Here is an 18,649-nt window from a genome sequence, read left to right as displayed (position 1 = left end):
GGAGGCTTATTATGAGCAAATTTGATTGGCAAGTATTAGATCGTGGTTACGAAGATGTTATTTATGAAACCTACAATGGTATTGCTAAAATTACCATTAATCGTCCAGAAATTCGTAATGCCTTCCGTCCTAAAACAGTAGTAGAATTAATTGATGCTTTTACCATTGCTCGTGATGATACCGAAGTGGGTGTTATTATTTTGACAGGGGCTAACCATGGTGGCGACGTTAATAAAGAAGCGTTCTGCTCTGGTGGTGACCAAAGCGTGCGTGGTAATGGTGGCTATGTAGGGGAAGACCGTATTCCTCGTTTGAATGTATTAGATTTACAGCATTTAATTCGTATTACGCCAAAACCAGTTATTGCTATGGTTAACGGTTATGCCATTGGTGGGGGCCATGTACTTCATATTGTTTGTGACCTTTCCATTGCATCTGACAATGCTAAGTTCGGTCAAACTGGGCCTCGTGTAGGTTCTTTTGATGCTGGGTATGGTGCTGGTTATTTAGCTCGCTTGGTAGGTCATAAAAAAGCTCGTGAAATTTGGTTCTTATGCCGTCAATACACTGCACAAGAAGCACTTGATATGGGCTTAGTAAATACAGTAGTACCATTTGATCAATTGGAAGAAGAAACTGTTAAATGGTGTGAAGAAATTCTTCAATTATCGCCAATGGCACTTCGTTTCTTAAAAGCTTCCTTCAATGCGGATACGGATGGGTTAGCCGGTTTGCAACAATTTGGTGGCGATGCAACGCTTATGTTCTACACCACTGATGAAGCTAAAGAAGGTCGTGATGCGTTTAAAGAAAAACGTAAACCTAATTTCAAACAATTCCCTAAATTCCCTTGATAGGAGGCCCTTAGTATATGCGATGGTTACGCGAGCGGGCGCAAGCAACTCCCAATCAGCCCTTTCTTGATGGCTATACTTATAAAACAATTTATGAATGTACCGTATTGCAAGCGGGCTTTTTAGAATCCGTCGTGCGTGACGATACGCGCTTAGGCCTTTGCAGTGAAAATTCCGTTCACATGGCCATAACCCTATTTGCTTTGTGGTCCTTAGGGAAGGAAATCTTTTTAATTAATCCCCACTTGACAGTGGCTGAACAAGAAGAACAAGCGCAGGCTTTAGGCGTTAAGTTAATTTTTGCCTCTCCTGTAGTGCAGGAAAAAGTGGAAGCTACTTGTAATGGTCGTTTTTGTCGGCCCCATCATAGCTCTGTTAATGAAGTGGCTTGGCGCACTTGGCCTCAGATTCCCCCTATGGATGAAGCATCGCGCACTCGCTTAGTGCAAAGCTTTGAAGGGCTTTTAGTACCGCCGTTGATGGATCAGGCCATTGCGGCCATTATGAATACGAGTGCTACTACGGGGACCGTTAAATCGGTACCCCTTCGGTGGGGGCAGATTGAAGCTCATGTAAAGGCTTCGGCTAAGGTGTTAGGCGTCGATCCTAAGGACAATTGGCTGACCGTGTTGCCGATGTTTCACGTATCAGGTTTATCCATTATTTTGCGGACTTTATATAATGGTACAGCCGCTACGATTATGTCGTCGTTTGATGAAGACCAGGTGGTAACGGCCATTACGGCAGGTAAACTCACTATGGTGTCCTTAGTACCGACCGTGTTACAACGCATTGTAGACCGCATCACGACCCATACGCTACGGGTTGTCCTTTTAGGTGGTGAATTTATTCCCAATGCGCTAGTAGATACTTGTTTGGCCAAGGATATGCCAATTTTTAAAACTTATGGTATGACTGAAACGTTTGCCCAAAGTGCTACTGTTAATGTGTTGGCTAAGCCTGATAAACGGGAAGCCGTAGGTAAGCCTTTGCCTGGCGTTGTTATTGAAGTCAGAAATCCTGATAAAGCCGGTATTGGTGAGATTTGGTTGCAGTCACCTATGCTTATGACAGGCTATTTGGGACAACCGCCTATAGTCGGCTTTTTTAATACCGATGATATGGGGTATTTAGATGACGATGGGTATTTGTATATCGTTAATCGACGCCAGGATATTATTATTTCTGGGGGAGAAAATATTTACCCTAAAGAATTAGAAGATTGTTTATATCGTTTGCCAGGTGTCACTGAATGTGCAGTGGTGCCCAAAGCGGATGAACGGTGGGGGCAAGTTCCTATTTTATATTATGCTGGCGATGCCTCTGTGAAAGCAGTGAAAGAACATTTGCTCAATCATTTAGGGCGCTACAAGCAACCAAAAGCGATATGTCGCTTAGAGAAATTACCACGGAATAATTCCGGAAAAATTTTGCGGCGCACCTTAATGGAAGAAGCGGCCGATATGTAATAAAATATTTAATCTAGTTATGTAATAAGATATTTAGTCTAGTTTTTAAGATTGACGTAGGAGGTGTAAGGCATGGCGAAGAATCAGCTAGGCACTGGTCACATGGATATTCCAGCTTTGGTTAGTCATGAGCATACACCACATTTGGTTAGTCATGAGCATATACCAAGTTTGGCTAGTCGTAGTCATACGCCAGATTCGGGTCGTCATAGTATGACGGTAGCTTCGATTACACTATGGCACCTTGCCTTACCTTTACGTTTTACCTTTAAAACAGCACAAGGCCAAGTACAACGACGAGAGAGTTTAATTATTGAAGTGACGACCACCACGGGCTATACTGGCTATGGCGAAGTGGTGGCCTTTACGGATCCTTTTTATACGGCAGAAACGTTGAGCGAAAGTAAAAAAATACTGCAGACGGCGTGGCTGCCGTTCTTTATAGGTAGTACCTTAAGCGGACCTTGGGCTTGTTATGAGTTATTAACAGATAGTCGTCGTCTACAGTATCCTATGGCCTGGGCAGGGCTTGAAAATGCTTTGCTTCATGCCTATTATGGTGAACAAGGGGTATCTACTATTGATAGATTAGTACCTGGTCATAAAAAAAGCGAAATTGCAACAGGCGTTGTCCTAGGTGATATGCCCATCTCTGAAGTGCTAACGGCTGTAGCTACCTATGTGGCGGCGGGCTGTGAGCGGATTAAATTGAAACTATCTCCGCGTGATGCCATAGCACGGGTGAAAGCCGTACGGGACGCTTTTCCTCATATTACCTTGGCCGGTGATGCCAATGGGAGCTTTTCATTGGAACAAGCATCAGATATAATCGCTTTAAATGCCTATAATTTGAAGTCCTTAGAGGAACCGTTTCAAGTCGCAAATGGACAAACGGGGTGTGACGTGTATGGGGCCTTGCCAAAGACTTTGCGTACGGCGATTCAGACGCCGATTTGTTTTGATGAAAGTGTACAGTCCCTTGCGGAATTACAAGGTATGTATGAAACGGGCTGGCTCGATTTACTCAATATTAAAGTTGGACGCTTAGGAGGGCTTCGTGAAACGCTCCGTTGCTTAGCGTTTTGTCGTGAGAAGGGTATTGGCTTCTGGATTGGGAGCATGGTGGAAAGTGGCGTTTCAAAATATATGCATGTACAATTGGCTGCTTTAAGTGATACGTGGATGGCAGGCGATTTGTCTAGCATGAGTCGTTATTTTGAACGAGATATTATTACCACCCCGATTGAGTTTCAACAGGGGTATATGCCCGTCACCTTTGGTGCTGGTCTAGGTACTACTGTTGATACAAAGCAGCTACAAGCGTATGCTGTAGATTGTCAATGTTTTACGTAGATAGGTATTCGCTATACGATTTATACTGAAAAGGATAAGAAGATGAATTTAGTTGATCAATTGCAGATACAATATATGAATTTGACGGACACGGGCTTTGAAAGTGCTATGGCCCTTTCCTCATTTCATGCGCAGCCTTTTGGCTATTTGAATGGTGGTGCTACCATTGCTTTTTGTGAGGCGATTGCTGGCATGGCGAGTAATCGTATGGGGCAAGGGGAATATGTTGGCGTAGGGCAAACGGTTACGGCACAACATTTACGGCCGATGAAAGCGGAGGGCTTGTTGAAAGCGACGGGGACTTTGTTACACGGTGGTAACCGAAATCATGTGTGGGAGATTAAGGTCACGGATGAAACGGGACACCTTATTTCACAAGTGACGGTGGTAAATGCTCTTATTCGTATGGCAAAAGAGGCATAAATGATGGCACTGCGATGCAAGTTGCTGACGGTGGTAAATGCCCTTATTTGTATGGCAAAAGACGTGTAAGTAGTAGTGAAGGAACTCATTGGCGTATTTGAAAGTAAGCTAAGTAGTGATACAGTCCTTTGGATAGCGAAACTAGATTAAGTATAGGAGTTTATTTGTATGTTAGAACGTAAAACCTTTGGTCTCGTCGTGTTAGTCGGTATCTTCGCAGGCCTAGTAGGTATCGTATTTACTAATTTATTACATGTGATTCAACATGCTATGTATAATTACAGTACTGCTGATGGGTACAGTTTTGGTGTGGGGGTAGCACAGGTGAGCGGTGAACATCGGCTTTGGGCTTTATTGGCCTGTGGTTTGGTGGCCGGTGTAGGTTGGGTGTTAATACATCGCTATGGTGGTAAATTAGTTGAAGTAAAAGATGCTGTTAAGGATGTAACCAAAGAAATGCCACCAGTAACCACGTTGTTGCATGCTACTTTGCAAATTATTACGGTTGGCATGGGCTCCCCTTTAGGCCGTGAAGTGGCGCCTCGGGAAGCCACCTCAGCACTGATTACCTGGGTTATGCGCTATGTGGAAGTGACTAAGGAAAATAAAGCCTTACTGATTGCATGCGCTTCGGGGGCTGGTTTGGCAGCGGTGTATAATTCACCGGTATCAGCTACTATTTTTGTTCTTGAAACGCTCTTATTGACTTGGAATGTGCGTGCTTTAAGTGCTGCCTTTATTGCCTGCGGAGTGGCGACCTTTATAGTTCGCCTTGGTTTAGGGGATACGATTCAATACGATATGCCACAACCAGCTATGATAGGTTCATTTGCCGAATTTGCTGTATTGTTAGGTGTTATTATCGGCATTGCTGTCGTATTCTTTGATAAAACGCAGGCTAAATTGCCAAAGTTTGATCGTAAAAGTTTTAAAATGATTCTGTTCTCCGTTGTTGCATTTGGTGTAGTCGGTCTTATGTCGATGTATTTCCCTGCTATTTTAGGTAATGGCAAACCAGGCAATCAGCTTACGTTTGCTGATTTAGTGACTTGGCAATATGCATTAGGTTTATTTGCAACTAAATGGGTGGCTGTCTTGCTGGCTTTAGCAGTAGGTGCTTATGGTGGTAAAATTACACCATCCATGATGCTTGGCAGTACCTTGGCACTGGCTGTGGCAGTTGCTTGGAGTGTTATAATGGGGCCTATTTCTATTGGGCTAGCGGCCTTTTTAGGGGCCGTTGTATTCCTCGGCTTAGCGCAGAAAATGCCACTTACTTCGGCTGTATTTATGTTAGAATTATCTCGTTTTTCTGTCGAATTATTCTTCCCTATTGCGTTGGCTATGGGTATGGGCATGTTGACCCAGCAATGGCTAAAAACGCGTATATAAAAGAGAGGAACTATGAATAGGAATGGATAGAAGGGGCATCAGGAATATTAAAGAATATTAAGGAATAGGAGCGACGTTGAGAATATTAAAGGATATGAAGGTTGGTATGAATAGTAAAGGATATGAGGGATAACATGAATATTAAAGGATTAGATCATTTAGTGATTACTACGCAAGATTTGAAAGCTTGTTTGCATTTTTACGGTGATGTGTTAGGGATGACTGTAAAAGAAAATAATGGTCGCTACGCCTTACACTTTGGAAATCAGAAACTTAACATTCATACCAAAAAAGCGGAATTTTTACCAGCCGCACAATATCCTACGTATGGTAGTTTAGATGTATGTTTAGTAGTGGCAGGATCTATAGATGCGGTTGTGGCAGACATTAAGGCTAAGGGGTATCCTATCGAACTTGGGCCGGTTAATAGAAATGGTGCGATGGGTCCTATGAAAAGCGTGTATTTACGAGATGGGGACGGAAATTTGGTGGAATTATGTTGCTATGAGTAGGCATAACAATATAACCCAGTTGTAAGGCGTGAATGGTTTAGTAGACGCTTAATAATTGCGTTGATTAGTAGTTTTAAAAATTTAAAAAGAAAAAACTAAAATTTTTTAAAAAAGTACTTGCGCACATTTTTTACTTGTGATAAAATAACTTTGTTGTTGCGAAAGAGTAAATAAAAAGCACGACGAAAAGAATAGTTTTTCTTTTAAATCGGGGCATAGCGCAGTTTGGTAGCGCACCTGGCTTGGGACCAGGGGGTCGCAGGTTCGAATCCTGCTGCTCCGACCATTTTTTTATTGCGGGTGTAGCTCAATGGTAGAGCCCCAGCCTTCCAAGCTGGTCGCGAGGGTTCGATTCCCTTCACCCGCTCCATTTTTTTATGTGGAATTTTTTCTGTGTAATATGCTGAAATTATAGTAATCCAAGCTGACTTGAATTGCATTTTTTATAATGGGTAGTGTATAATATATACGGTGAAAAATTCTTTTTTTAATTTCATATGGTCCAGTAGCTCAGTTGGATAGAGCAACGGCCTTCTAAGCCGTGGGTCGGGAGTTCGAATCTCTCCTGGATCACCATAGTAAAAAAGCAACCATGCGGGTTTTCGGAATTACGAAAATTAGCATGGTTGATTTTTTGTGCTTTTGTCGCTGAGTCTCAGTAATATGTCCCCCTCCATGATATCTTCATAACTATATCGTAAAATATAAATATAGTTAATAAAGGGAGGAACAATGTATGAAAATGACTAATGCTTTAAAACGTAGCCTTATGGCAGCAGGATTATTGGCAGTTGTGGTAACTCCGTTATTGAATGATACAGCTAAGGCTGCAGATAATACTAAACCAAATGAGAATGCAAATATTAATGCGAAATATAATGCAAATTACAACTCTGGTAATGATAAGAAGAATTTAGAATGGCAGGCAAAAGTTATTGAACAACTATTGCGTGGGAATTTAGATTCTATCAATGAGCAGCTTAATGAGCGCTTGCAACAACAAAATGATAAAGCAGATAAGAAACAGCAAAGCCAAGTTCAGAAACAAGAAGCTAATGGAAAATTGCCAATGACTTTAACATCACGAGCAAATTTACCAGCATCGTATGACAAACAGTACATTCAAAATAACTTTACTGATGTATCTAAGTATGTACTTGATACAGGTTTCGTAAATTCTGATTTTAGATTATATGTACAGCCAATTCGAGTAAATAAAGATGTGTTAGAATTAGTTAGTTATGGCTTCTTGACGGATAATACACCTGATATGTTTGCCCGTTATATGGCATATGACTTAAAAATTGATACAATATATTACAGTAAGTATCGTTTAAATTATGATGCTAATACATTGAAAACAACGGAAGTGGAAACCTTTGATGCTGTAGAAACGGAATCACTACCAGCTGTCCATGATGAAATGGTTGAATTAGCAAAACAAGTAGGCTACTAATAGATTATATTAGATTGGATTAAGTAGTTTCAGATATGGATATCAAAGCTCTCAAGTGTGAGAAACATACATCACATTTGAGGGCTTTTTGCATATTTGATATATCTATAAAAAAGGAGTTTTCAAGGGGCCGTGACGAATAGTAACAATGTAGTTATGAAGCATATACATATATACCATAGGCAGTAGTGTAAATAGGTGAGAAAGTGTGATCACAATGGGGCTAATGGAGAAACAGCAGACGACATTTCATCAAGTGACGATAGAAGATCATAGAGGCGAACCATTTTATATTATGAAAGTGGATTCACAAGACACGATTGCAGTTGAATGCATTGAAGATTTTGAACCCGCGCATATGGAGCCGTATATTGAATATTATGTGGCACCAGCTAACTTTGTTGTTAGAGCCTTAGCTTCGATAAAAGGCAGCAGCGATAAGGTTGTTGCTATTTATGCGCGGCATGAGCCGTCCGCAAGAGCGTCCTATAATCCGATACTTTCAAAATTGGTCAAAGAGGATGTGTATGGCCTTGGCTTTTTGGGTTGTGCAGACAGGGACTTACAAACTATTAGAGGCATGACGGACGTAGTGAAACAAGATTTATTAGTTGCGTTAGCTAAGACTTTTGAACATCAGCGGGCGCTGAATGTAGTAGAAGGGCATACTATACGTCGTTTCACAGGTGTGGTTGGTGAACGAGAAATAGTATTGGCGGCGGCTATTAAACGTTTCTTTGGCGATGAGGTAACCTTTGAGGCTACCTATAATCATCATAATGAAGATGGTAGCGAAGATATATATTATAAGAGTGTAGGTGAAATGTACTTTGTTTCTTGTCATCAAGTGGCCAAGGAGGGGCGAATGGGGGTAGGCGTGTTTAAGCGCGCCGAACAGGTGCAACGCAATATTGATAGCAAGGCACAAAGCAAGTTAGAATATGCAGAAGCGTTGCAGATTTTAAATGGGCGACTCGTTAATGTGAGGGCGGCAACGGTACGTATGCTAGAAGATGTAGTAAAGGCCTATTTAGTAGAACGGGGCTATGAATATAGGACAAGGCCTGCGTTGGGTTTTAAGCGTTTACAATCTATTAAAGTGGACACTAAAGGCAAGGATAGCAAGGAAGGAGGCGCTACTTTAGGCGAGTGTGACTGTATTTTTGTGGGCCCGTATGGGATGCGCTATTTTGCTAATGTAGAGTTGGTCGATCATAGTTGGCTATTTATTGATATAGAAGTAGCAAAACGAACTGTTGATTTTGTTATATACGAAGAGGTGATGTATAAAATATATGATACAACCGAGGGCATTAGAGATTAAGGGTTATATGGGGTGAAAAGGTTGTAGAATGTCAAAAAAACGACGATTTTTTATGGACTATAAAATTCACTAAGGTTTTGCTTTATCGTAATAAATTGATATTTCATAAAATAATTTAAAAATAGCTGTAAATTTATTTGACTATGTGCAGACTTTAGCATAGTAAAATGAACATAACATATCAAGATTAAGTTGTATTTGTGTAGTAAAGGAAGGATTTTTAATGTAGTAATTAATAAATAAGGGTGATGATTATGAAAAAGTATTCGATGGAACATGTTATGAGGTTTGTCGTTTTTAGTATTCTCGGTATTATTATATTTTTCATACCTATAACGATTGGCGGTAAATCCACAATCCCCCTAGATCACGTGGTATCCTATATTTTGAAAATTCCTTATTTTCAAGAGGTATATGGCGGTCTTTTAGTAGTCATCGGTGCTTTGCTTCCCTTTATTACTAGAACGTGGAACAAAAATACAACAACGACTATTTTTTCAATATTAAATATTTTAGCGATTCCCTTTGTATATATGGCTTTGATGAAAACAGGGCCCGATTTTTTGATGAATAAGGATACGATTCCGTTTATTTACTCTAAAATTGTAGTGCCTGTAATTACGATTGTACCTATTGGGGCTGCATTCCTGGCACTTTTAATTAATTATGGCCTTATGGAATTTGTAGGTGTATTTATGCGACCTATTATGCGACCACTATGGAAAACGCCAGGACGTTCTGCTATTGATGCGGTAGCGTCCTTTGTAGGTAGTTATTCGGTAGCGTTACTCATTACGAACCGCGTATTTAAAGAAGGTAAATATACAGCGAAAGAAGCGGTCATTATTGCCACCGGGTTCTCGACTGTATCGGCTACTTTTATGATTATTGTAGCGAAGACTCTTAATCTATTGGATGTGTGGAATTTATACTTCTGGGCTACGGTTGTAGTTACTTTCTTGGTAACGGCAGTAACAGCTCGTATTTATCCTATTAGCCGTAAAGCTGATGAATATTATCAAGGGGTACAAGGTAATGTTGAAAAAACAGTAGTCCATGATAAATTTAAAGTGGCTTTTGAAGAAGCTATGGAAACCGCTTCACAAGCAGATGGCATTATTATAGGCACTTACCATCATTTACGGGATGGTCTTAATTTGGCGTTAAAAATTGCCCCATCCTTGATGGCGATTGGCGTGTTGGGGATTGTTATTGCTAACCATACACCTGTATTTAATGTACTGGCATATCTTTTATATCCATTTACCTTGGTAACTGGTTTTGAAGAACCATTCTTAGTGGCTAAAGCGTTATCCTTAGGGATTGCTGAAATGTTCTTGCCAGCCGTGTTAGTAACTCAGTTGAGCTTTGAAGTACGTATGTTAGTAGCGATTACTTGCGTTTCAGAAGTATTATTCTTCTCTGCTTCAATCCCATGTATGATGGCAACAGAAATTCCAATTAAATTGAGTGACTATTTTATTATTTGGTTTGAACGGGTAGCTTTATCTATTCTCATTTCAGTGCCTGTTATTTATGCAGCAAAACTTATTATGTAGTAACTAAAAATATCCGCCCTATAGTTGTGCAAAACAGCTATAAGGCGGATTCTTTTTATTTCTTATTTTGTTATCATCCTATTTTGAAAAGTCTACAGTAATGCCAAGGGCTTTCGCAATACCTTCGCCATAGGCAGGATCACATTGATAACAATGTTTAGCATGCCGTTCTTTGATGAAATCAGGTACACCGGTCATAGCGCGAGCTGTGTTTTCAAATAATACTTGTTGTTGTTCTGGTTTCATAAGGCGGAATAATTTGCCTGGTTGGGTGAAGAAATCAGAATCATCTTCGTAAAAATCATATTGGTAGGCTGGCCCCGTCACGTCGAGGGCTGGTTCTTTAAATTCTGGTTGGTTAGCCCATTCGCCATAGCTATTTGGGGCATAGCCAATAGTGCTACCATGGTTGCCATCTACACGGCCGAGGCCATCGCGATGATACATGTTAACCGGGCATTTAGCGGCGTTAACAGGAATTTGATGATAGTTAGTACCTAGACGGTAACGTTGCGCATCCGCATAGGAGAATAAGCGTCCTTGTAACATTCTGTCAGGGGAGAAGCCGATGCCTGGCACAATTGTGGAAGGGGCAAAGGCAGCTTGTTCTACATCTTGGAAATAGTTTTCTGGATTGCGGTTCAATTCCATTACGCCCACTTCGATTAATGGGAATTCATCATGGTACCAAACTTTAGTTAAATCAAATGCATTATATGGCATTTGTTTTGCTTGTTCTTCGGTCATGACCTGAATGAACAATTTCCATTTTGGAAAATCCCCGTTTTCAATGGCATCAAATAAATCTCGTTGATGACTTTCGCGATCATTAGCTACTAAATTAGCGGCTTCTTGGTCTGTTAAATTTTCAATGCCTTGTTGGCATACCCAGTGGAATTTGACCCAAACACGTTCATCATTAGCATTGATTAAACTGTAAGTATGACTACCAAAACCATGCATATGGCGATAGGAGGACGGAATACCACGGTCACTCATAACAATGGTTATTTGATGAATGGCTTCGGGAAGGCTAGTCCAGAAATCCCAGTTAGCCGTGGCATCGCGAAGATTGGTTTTAGGATTGCGTTTTACAGCGCGGTTTAAATCAGGAAATTGTAATGGATCGCGGATGAAAAATACGGGCGTGTTGTTACCTACTAAGTCCCAGTTACCTTCTTCGGTGTAAAATTTAACGGCAAAACCACGAATATCTCGTTCTGCATCAGCGGCGCCACGTTCACCAGCTACTGTGGAAAAACGAACGAATAAATCTGTTTTCTTACCAACTTCTGAAAAGAGGTTAGCTTTTGTATATTTTGTAATATCGTGGGTAACGGTGAAGGTACCAAAGGCACCAGACCCTTTAGCATGCATGCGACGTTCAGGAATGACTTCGCGAGCAAAATGGCCTAATTTCTCCATAAGCCATACATCTTGCATTAAAACGGGGCCCCGTTTACCAGCGGTCATACTGTTATTGTTGTCCGGTACGGGTGCACCAAAAGCAGTGGTCAATTTCTTTTTGTCACTCATTTTCTCTGTCCTCCTTAGTACTTACTAGATTCTTACTGTCTTAGTAATGGATAATTATTATCCGTTGTTAATGTTATTATAACATTAATATTTTCGATGTACAAGGGGATATGCAAAATGTGGAATTGATGAATGCGGTGCTAGAATTTTAAATTAAATTCAGCTCGGTAGTAATCGCCTAAGGATATGCCTTCTTGATTTTTACTATTAAAACCATAGAAAGCAGAGAATCCTAGATTTTTTTCGAGGGCGTAATTAGTGCTTACTAGCCAACCTTTGTAGTCTCGTAACCAAGCTTGGGCATAGCGGGACGTAAATACTGGGGAGTTAATATCTTCATTAAAATATTGTAATTTAACATCCCAAGAACCTTCTTTAGACAGGTTATAATTACCATAGGTAAGGCTCGCTACCCAAGCATCACCGTTATCAAAGTCTTTAGCGGTGAGCCATTCTCCATCTAAGGTAAGATGCTGATTGAGTTTTATTTTAGTTGCGAATCCATAAAAATCAGTATTTATGTTTTTGTTGCCTATTAGATAGTAGGTCGACATATCTACTCGTTTGGCAAAGTTTTTACGTAACTGTATAACTGTTAAAGTAGGGTTTTCGTCACCCGATAAGTTGGGGACAATTTTGGTTCGTTTATCATTTCGTGTAGCTGGGAATGTCCCGGCATAAAAAGAAGTTAGGGATCCATAACCTACTTCAAATTGAAGTCCATCATGCGAATAGCTACCGAGTATACCGTCAAATGGCTCATTACTATAGGCGAGTCCTTCACCTAAGCGGAGGCCAGTTCTGCCAAGCGACAGACGAAACTTATTGCTAAAGGCATGGGTGATGGCCATTCGATCGAAACCAATGTCCGTATTATTGGCAGCACCAAATTCTGGGTCTCCTTTGGTACTACCAGTTCGTACACGAATTGTTGCAGACGTATTTTTATTAATAAAGGTATCTAGTTGAATGCGTGCCCGATAATCAAACTTTGATTTGCTCTTAGTTTTGAAAACACCTTCGTTTTCGCTCCCTCTATAACGAATACGTACATCACCAGATATTTTAGTATTGCCAACTTTTGACTCTAAGGCTTCTACGCGTATGCCTAGATTATTTAACTCTGCACTAAATTCTGTAGAGAGTCTATTGATTACAGCTAATTGTTCTGTGGAGGCTGTTTCTTGGTGAGCCAGTGCTTTAGCGACCATTTGCGCCATTTCAAAGCGGGTAATTGTTTGATTTCCTTTGAAAGTTTGATCAGGATAGCCAGTTATAATACCTTCTTTGGCAAGTTGGCTAACAGCTTGGTAGGCCCATGTATCGGCCGTAACATCTACAAATGGATTGGTGGCAACGCTAGTAGTAGTGGTTGCTATGGTTGATAATAATATGGCAATAAGTGTTTTTTTGTTCATAGTAGGTTACTCCCTTTTAATATAAGCACTAAATGTAAGTGTTAGTTAGTGGGTAGTAACAGTAAGTAGTTCTAGTTGGAGTATATCATTAATTAGTGATTATGAAAATAAAAGAATGAATATTATAAATTTTTTAGAGAATTATTACTAAAAGTAAAAGGACAACGTTTTCCATGATACCGAGGGTTGATAAGATAATAAAGTGAAAAAATAAAATAAAAATGTTTTGAATATAACTATAAAGCATAATAAAGATGATTGACATGTATTGCTAAATGGTGTATCTTGTAGTCAAGGGTTATGGAAAACGATTTCCGTAACACGAGTATTAAAAACCGGTTTTAAGTAGTAATAGTAAGTAGAAATTGTTTTCATAAAAAAGAAAAGGACGTGTAAACTATGTTAAATGACAACTGGAAAGGCTTAAATCCTGCAATTATGATTCCTCTTAATGATGATTACTCTATTAATGAGAAAGAACTTCGGAATTATGTAGAATGGTTAATTTCTCATGAACATATTACTGGTTTAGTAACGAATGGCCATACTGGCGAAATAGGTGGTTTCACTCGTGAAGAACGTGCTCGCATTACTAAAATCGTTGCAGATCAAGCAAAAGGTCGTGTTCGTGTTATTTCTGGTGTTAGTGCAGAAGGTACTATCGACGCTATCGAAGATGCTAAAGCAGCTCAAGAAGCTGGTGCTGATGGTATTTTATTGATGCCACCACATGTATGGCTACGTTTTAGCATGAAACAAGAATCTGCCATCCAATTTATTAAAGACGTGGCTGATGCCATTGATATTGGTATCGTCATTCACTTATATCCTGCTAACTCTAAAGGTTTCTATCCTGTACAGACATTATTAGAAATGTGCAAAATCCCTAATGTTAAAGCTATTAAAATGGGTACTCGTGATGAAGCGCTTTATGAACGCGACATTCGAATCTTACGTGAAAAAGCACCTCATGTAATGTTATGGACTTGTCATGATGAATATATTTGTACTTCTTTATTAAACCCAGGTATGGATGGCGCATTGATTGGTTTCTGTGGTTGCGTTCCAGAAGCTATTAATAATATGTATCAAAAAGTACTTGAAGGTAATTTGGCTGAAATTCGCGAAGCCAATGAACCAGTTCAACGTATGTCAGCGGCTATTTATGGTACTGGCGAACCTACTGGTGAAGCACATGCTCGTATGAAAGAAGCTTTATATCAACGTAAAGTATTTAGCTCTCCATTAATGCGTAAACCACTAGTTCCATTGTCTCAAGCTGAAAAAGATAGTGTAACTGAAGCGATTAGACTTGGTAATGTAAAAACTGTTGATTTAGTATAATACCGAAATAGAAATATTCACCAAGCGACTTTCATAATTTTATAGTATATTAGTAAATAAGTAAGAAATGTTAGAGGAGATAACTAAATAAAGTCTATCTCCTCTATTTTTTATAAGTCCATATGGTGAATATTCTCATTAAAATATGGAGAAATAATATGGCTAATATAATAGTTGATGGAAAAGAAGTTAGGAAGTTAAGCTTTTTAGAATTATTGAAAAAAGTAGGACCTGGGATTATTTTAACGGGTGTTGTTATTGGGCCTGGGAATATAACTATGTCGGCTATGTTAGGTGCTAATTATGGATATAGTATGGTCTGGCTAATTTTACCAATTATGTTTATGGGGATTGCATTTATGATTACGTCGTACCGTATTGGTATGTTAACGGGTATGCCCATTATTCATGCGATTCGACATTATTATGGTAAATGGGCTGCTATTGTGGCTGGTGTAGCGACATTTTTATCTTGTTTTTTCTTTACCCTTGGCAATATTACCGGTACGGGTGCGGGCATGCAGTTAATTTTTAATATAAATTGGAAGTTAGGCGCTTTAATCATGCTAGCGGTTTTAATGTACTGTTATTTTTCTAAAGGTGTATATAGTAAAGTAGAAAAAGGTATTTTAATTTGTATTTTAGCTATGATTGTTGCCTTCTTTGCAACTTTAGGAGCTGTAGGTGGGCCTGACTGGGGAGAATTCGGTTATGGTTTATCTCATTGGACAATAGCTACTGGTAGTTTAGCTACAGCTTTAGGTTATATTAGTACAAATGCATCTGTAACGGCGGGGGTGTATGGGACGTATTTAGGTCTTGAAAAGAAATGGAAAAAAGAAGATCTATTTAATGGTACGATGTTAGCTGATTCGGTGGTGCATGTAGTAAGTGTTATTTTAATTTCTGGAGCTATTGTATTAGTAGGTGCCATTGTATTACATCCTCAAGGTTTAACGATTAAACAACCAGCACAATTAGCTGAGTTGTTATCACCATTTATGGGTGATGCGGCTAAATATATGATGGGGGTAGCTTTATTAGGGGCTGGCTTTTCCTCGTTGCTTGGTAATACACAGCGTGGCATGGTATTATTGAATGCAGGTTTTGATAAAGCTGTTGGATTAGAGAGTAAACCTATCAAATGGGGCTGTTTTGTATGTATTGTTATTGCTACTGTAATTTGTTTTTTGTATGATGGCTCACCAACACAATTAATTTTTATTGCTAATGTTGCTACTGCCATTGCAACTCCTTTTGCAGGATTCTTTATTACACTCATGATTTTTAGAAAAGATGTTAATGAAGGGTATGGAACACCTAGGATGTTACAGTTTGCAATGTTAATTAGTTATCTCTTTGTTTTAGTGATTACAGGATTTGCTATAGCAAAGATGTTTTAATTTTTTTTACTCTGAGTTATAATAATTATATATAGTTGCTATTAAAAACTTTGTTATTTTTTAGCAGAATTCCAATAAAATACACTCCTAGGAGTGTATTTTATGCTATTACAGAATTGAGGTAAATTATGGCTTATTCTATCGAAGATGTCGCTAAAGAAGCAGGTGTGTCTATTACGACGGTTTCGCGTGTCATTAATAATTCAAGCCATGCTGTTTCAGAAAAGACTCGGAAAAAAGTTGAAAAAGCAATAAAGAAGCTAGATTATAAGCCTAATATTTCTGCTCAAACATTACGGCAATCATACACGAATGTGATTGCGTTTATTGCTCGCGATTTATCGGATGCTTATTATGGTGAAATGGCGAGAGGAATTACAGAGGCCGCCATTAATCGAGGTGTATTATCCTTTGTATGTAATACAGGGCGTAAAACAGATGATGAGATGCGTTATCATGAGTTGTTTAATCAATATCGAATTCGTGGTTTAATTTTAGGTGGGGGCGGGTTTAATACAGCACAATATCGTAAAACATTAGCTGAAGAAATTGAAAAATATAAATCTCGAGATTTACGAATTATTGCACTGGCTCCACAAGGGATTGATATTGACTCTGTTATGATTGACAATGCAGCAACTGCAGAAAAAATGGCAGAGCATTTATTAGAGTTAGGTCATCGTTCTGTACTATATGTAGGTGGGCCAGATAATGTGTGTACTGTACAAGAACGTTTGAAAGGATATAAAAAAGCATTAGCAAAATATAATCTTTTAGTTAATGAGGATTTAATTATCCATACAGATAATACGTGGTCAGGGGCGTATGAGGTAGTAAGTTCTGTTCTTGAAGAGAAGCCTTCATTTACAGCGATATTTTGTGATAATGATAATGTTGCGTTAAGTGTGATGCGTGCAGTTAAAGATTATGGATTACGGGTGCCTGAAGATATTTCTGTAGTGGGTATCGGTGGCTTGCCCAATAGTCAATATTCATCGCCTATTTTGACTACTATGAAAATTCCTTTATATGAAATTGGGGTAAAAGCAGTAGAGCGATTATTGACACCTAAAGAATTCCCCGATGTGATTGAACGATTTGTATTTCCTACGGAACTTCAAGAAGGTAATAGTGTAAAAGCATTAAAATGATAAATGTTTGTCAAAAAATGGCTGTAGTAAGTGTAATTATAGTACTTACTACAGCTTTTTGTACATAGTTTAGGTTACGTGCTTTTCTCATTTACATTTTATTTCTTTGTAGTATCATAAACATATCGATTTAATTGTATGTTTATAATGAGGGTGAGCAATATAGTATATGAAATATATTTTTAGAATTATATTAATGGCGTGTTGCCTTATAGTTCCATTAGGGGCTCAAGCAAAAACAGTTCACACCACTTTGGCTGGAGACCATGGTCAGCTTGCAGCTATTATACAGACTCCAGATAATAAAGATAGTTATCCTATGGTTATTCTTATGCATGGATTTTCTGCGAGCAAAGATTACAAATTATTAGAGCTCATTGCTAATGAGTTAGAGGCTAATGGAATTGCCTCTGTTTGCTTTGATTTTAATGGACACGGTGAGAGTGACGGTCGTTTCCAAGATATGACAGTGCCTAATGAAATTGAGGATGCAAAGCAAGTATATACCTATGTAAAGCAGTTGCCTGCGGTTACAAAGATTTTTTTGGTAGGCCATTCACAAGGTGGGGTAGTGGCTAGTATGTTGGCGGGTGAATTAAGTAAAGAAGAAGGTAAAACAGCGATTCAAAGTTTAGTGTTATTAGCGCCGGCTAGTAATATTAAAGATGGGGCGTTAGGGAGTGGTACATTTGGGATTCAATTTAATGTTGATACTATGCCAGAGTATATTGAATTACCTAGCGGTTTGCGAGTCGGACGAAATTATTTTAAAACTGCGTATAACTTACCCATTTATGAAACTGCCAAGCAATATACTGGGCCTGTAAAAATTATTCATGGTAGTCAAGATGAAATGGTGCCTACTCGTTACAGTAAGGAATTTGCTAATATGTATGATAATGTGGAATTAGAAATTCTTGATGGCTATGATCATGAATTTACCCAGAATATGCCCGCAGTAGCAGATTTGGTGACTAAATTTATTATAAATTCAGACGTTGCAAGGGGCCAGGAGGTAGTTGCTAATAATCAGACGTCTTCTTGGTGGGAACGATTGAAACAGTGGCTATATGAATTGGTTAATAGTTATTGGCAGTAAACAAGATTGTAATTAAAAAATAAAAAAACAAAAATAAAAAAACAAAAATAAAAAAAACAAAAAGACCTGTGAAACTATAAGTATCATAAGTGTATGTGCTTACAGTTTCATAGGTCTTTTTATGTGCAACTGTATTTTAATTAAGAGGGTATTTATTTAATGAAAACTTTTTGCATAAAAGAAGGAATAATATGTGTTTTTGTAGAAATTTAACTAAAGTTAGTATTGATGCCTTAAAATCATAAATGGATTGTGTTAATGGATTAGTTAAGTGGGCGTAATTGTAACGTTAAGATTAAAAGTGTAAAGGCTTTGATTTAATAGTTGTTTTGTGAATTAAGTATGAAAATAATAAA

The 18,649-nt window shown here is 38.8% G+C and carries 15 protein-coding genes and 3 tRNA genes; 16 read left to right on the top strand and 2 right to left on the bottom strand.

Features of this window, described 5'->3' with window-relative positions; all coding sequences use genetic code 11:
- Window positions 1-11: 11 nt before the first annotated feature.
- From menB to VER_RS02630, 12 genes are all read left to right on the top strand, one after another.
- Window positions 12-854: a 1,4-dihydroxy-2-naphthoyl-CoA synthase gene (gene menB / locus VER_RS02685; protein ID WP_162099347.1), complete on the top strand. Its 843-nt coding sequence runs from the start codon at window positions 12-14 to the stop codon at window positions 852-854.
- A 17-nt stretch (window positions 855-871) separates the two neighbouring features.
- The gene (gene menE / locus VER_RS02680) at window positions 872-2,323 is read left to right on the top strand and encodes an o-succinylbenzoate--CoA ligase (protein ID WP_162099346.1); all 1,452 of its coding nucleotides are present in this window, start codon (window positions 872-874) and stop codon (window positions 2,321-2,323) included.
- 72 nt (window positions 2,324-2,395) lie between these two features.
- Window positions 2,396-3,676, top strand: a complete 1,281-nt coding sequence (gene menC, locus VER_RS02675) for an o-succinylbenzoate synthase (RefSeq protein ID WP_162099345.1) — start codon at window positions 2,396-2,398, stop codon at window positions 3,674-3,676.
- 42 nt (window positions 3,677-3,718) lie between these two features.
- Complete coding sequence (locus VER_RS02670; protein WP_162099344.1) at window positions 3,719-4,099, top strand: PaaI family thioesterase; 381 nt, start codon at window positions 3,719-3,721, stop codon at window positions 4,097-4,099.
- Between the two features lie 168 nt (window positions 4,100-4,267).
- Complete coding sequence (locus VER_RS02665; protein ID WP_162099343.1) at window positions 4,268-5,491, top strand: chloride channel protein; 1,224 nt, start codon at window positions 4,268-4,270, stop codon at window positions 5,489-5,491.
- A gap of 134 nt (window positions 5,492-5,625) precedes the next feature.
- Window positions 5,626-6,003 carry a VOC family protein gene (locus tag VER_RS02660; protein ID WP_162099342.1) on the top strand — a complete coding sequence of 126 codons (378 nt, stop codon included), beginning with the start codon at window positions 5,626-5,628 and terminating at the stop codon, window positions 6,001-6,003.
- 209 nt (window positions 6,004-6,212) lie between these two features.
- A tRNA-Pro gene (locus VER_RS02655) sits at window positions 6,213-6,289 on the top strand.
- Window positions 6,290-6,299: 10 nt separating this feature from the next.
- A tRNA-Gly gene (locus tag VER_RS02650) sits at window positions 6,300-6,373 on the top strand.
- Between the two features lie 129 nt (window positions 6,374-6,502).
- Window positions 6,503-6,579, top strand: a tRNA-Arg gene (locus tag VER_RS02645).
- A 160-nt stretch (window positions 6,580-6,739) separates the two neighbouring features.
- The gene (locus VER_RS02640; protein ID WP_162099341.1) at window positions 6,740-7,459 is read left to right on the top strand and encodes a hypothetical protein; all 720 of its coding nucleotides are present in this window, start codon (window positions 6,740-6,742) and stop codon (window positions 7,457-7,459) included.
- A gap of 217 nt (window positions 7,460-7,676) precedes the next feature.
- Window positions 7,677-8,783, top strand: coding sequence for a hypothetical protein (locus VER_RS02635; RefSeq protein ID WP_162099340.1), 1,107 nt, complete (start codon window positions 7,677-7,679; stop codon window positions 8,781-8,783).
- 254 nt (window positions 8,784-9,037) lie between these two features.
- Window positions 9,038-10,342 carry a YjiH family protein gene (locus VER_RS02630; protein WP_202922112.1) on the top strand — a complete coding sequence of 435 codons (1,305 nt, stop codon included), beginning with the start codon at window positions 9,038-9,040 and terminating at the stop codon, window positions 10,340-10,342.
- A gap of 78 nt (window positions 10,343-10,420) precedes the next feature.
- Here VER_RS02630 and VER_RS02625 read toward each other — a convergent pair whose 3' ends face one another.
- Together VER_RS02625 and VER_RS02620 are read right to left on the bottom strand one after the other, a co-directional pair.
- Window positions 10,421-11,878: a catalase gene (locus tag VER_RS02625; RefSeq protein WP_162099338.1), complete on the bottom strand. Its 1,458-nt coding sequence runs from the start codon at window positions 11,876-11,878 to the stop codon at window positions 10,421-10,423.
- A gap of 140 nt (window positions 11,879-12,018) precedes the next feature.
- Complete coding sequence (locus VER_RS02620) at window positions 12,019-13,296, bottom strand: S-layer homology domain-containing protein (protein ID WP_162099337.1); 1,278 nt, start codon at window positions 13,294-13,296, stop codon at window positions 12,019-12,021.
- A gap of 399 nt (window positions 13,297-13,695) precedes the next feature.
- Here VER_RS02620 and VER_RS02615 point away from each other — a divergent pair, with 399 nt between their 5' ends.
- The 4 genes from VER_RS02615 to VER_RS02600 all read left to right on the top strand — a co-directional run bounded on the left by VER_RS02615 (window position 13,696) and on the right by VER_RS02600 (window position 18,293).
- On the top strand, window positions 13,696-14,640 hold the full coding sequence (locus VER_RS02615) for a dihydrodipicolinate synthase family protein (protein WP_162099336.1): 945 nt from the start codon (window positions 13,696-13,698) through the stop codon (window positions 14,638-14,640).
- Window positions 14,641-14,798: 158 nt separating this feature from the next.
- On the top strand, window positions 14,799-16,043 hold the full coding sequence (locus tag VER_RS02610) for an Nramp family divalent metal transporter (protein ID WP_202922111.1): 1,245 nt from the start codon (window positions 14,799-14,801) through the stop codon (window positions 16,041-16,043).
- Between the two features lie 128 nt (window positions 16,044-16,171).
- Entirely contained in the window at window positions 16,172-17,194 is a 1,023-nt protein-coding gene (locus VER_RS02605) for a LacI family DNA-binding transcriptional regulator (protein ID WP_202922110.1), read from the top strand.
- A 196-nt stretch (window positions 17,195-17,390) separates the two neighbouring features.
- Entirely contained in the window at window positions 17,391-18,293 is a 903-nt protein-coding gene (locus tag VER_RS02600) for an alpha/beta hydrolase (protein ID WP_202922109.1), read from the top strand.
- The last annotated feature ends 356 nt before the right edge of the window (window positions 18,294-18,649 follow it).

The sequence above is a fragment of the Veillonella sp. R32 genome (assembly GCF_010093125.1).
In the GTDB taxonomy this organism is placed as follows: Bacteria; Bacillota; Negativicutes; order Veillonellales; family Veillonellaceae; genus Veillonella_A.
Note: the sequence above shows the minus strand (reverse complement) of the source record. Positions and strands in the feature narration are given on the sequence as shown.

What these genes read in the sequence shown, in the direction of transcription:
- VER_RS02610 (WP_202922111.1), top strand. Translation starts at nt 14,799, where the DNA reads ATGGCTAATATAATAGTTGATGGAAAAGAAGTTAGGAAGTTAAGCTTT.
- VER_RS02665 (WP_162099343.1), top strand. Translation starts at nt 4,268, where the DNA reads ATGTTAGAACGTAAAACCTTTGGTCTCGTCGTGTTAGTCGGTATCTTC.
- VER_RS02615 (WP_162099336.1), top strand. Translation starts at nt 13,696, where the DNA reads ATGTTAAATGACAACTGGAAAGGCTTAAATCCTGCAATTATGATTCCT.
- menB (WP_162099347.1), top strand. Translation starts at nt 12, where the DNA reads ATGAGCAAATTTGATTGGCAAGTATTAGATCGTGGTTACGAAGATGTT.
- VER_RS02670 (WP_162099344.1), top strand. Translation starts at nt 3,719, where the DNA reads ATGAATTTAGTTGATCAATTGCAGATACAATATATGAATTTGACGGAC.
- VER_RS02620 (WP_162099337.1), bottom strand. Translation starts at nt 13,296, where the DNA reads ATGAACAAAAAAACACTTATTGCCATATTATTATCAACCATAGCAACC.
- menC (WP_162099345.1), top strand. Translation starts at nt 2,396, where the DNA reads ATGGCGAAGAATCAGCTAGGCACTGGTCACATGGATATTCCAGCTTTG.
- VER_RS02630 (WP_202922112.1), top strand. Translation starts at nt 9,038, where the DNA reads ATGAAAAAGTATTCGATGGAACATGTTATGAGGTTTGTCGTTTTTAGT.
- VER_RS02635 (WP_162099340.1), top strand. Translation starts at nt 7,677, where the DNA reads ATGGGGCTAATGGAGAAACAGCAGACGACATTTCATCAAGTGACGATA.
- menE (WP_162099346.1), top strand. Translation starts at nt 872, where the DNA reads ATGCGATGGTTACGCGAGCGGGCGCAAGCAACTCCCAATCAGCCCTTT.
- VER_RS02660 (WP_162099342.1), top strand. Translation starts at nt 5,626, where the DNA reads ATGAATATTAAAGGATTAGATCATTTAGTGATTACTACGCAAGATTTG.
- VER_RS02600 (WP_202922109.1), top strand. Translation starts at nt 17,391, where the DNA reads ATGGCGTGTTGCCTTATAGTTCCATTAGGGGCTCAAGCAAAAACAGTT.
- VER_RS02605 (WP_202922110.1), top strand. Translation starts at nt 16,172, where the DNA reads ATGGCTTATTCTATCGAAGATGTCGCTAAAGAAGCAGGTGTGTCTATT.
- VER_RS02640 (WP_162099341.1), top strand. Translation starts at nt 6,740, where the DNA reads ATGAAAATGACTAATGCTTTAAAACGTAGCCTTATGGCAGCAGGATTA.
- VER_RS02625 (WP_162099338.1), bottom strand. Translation starts at nt 11,878, where the DNA reads ATGAGTGACAAAAAGAAATTGACCACTGCTTTTGGTGCACCCGTACCG.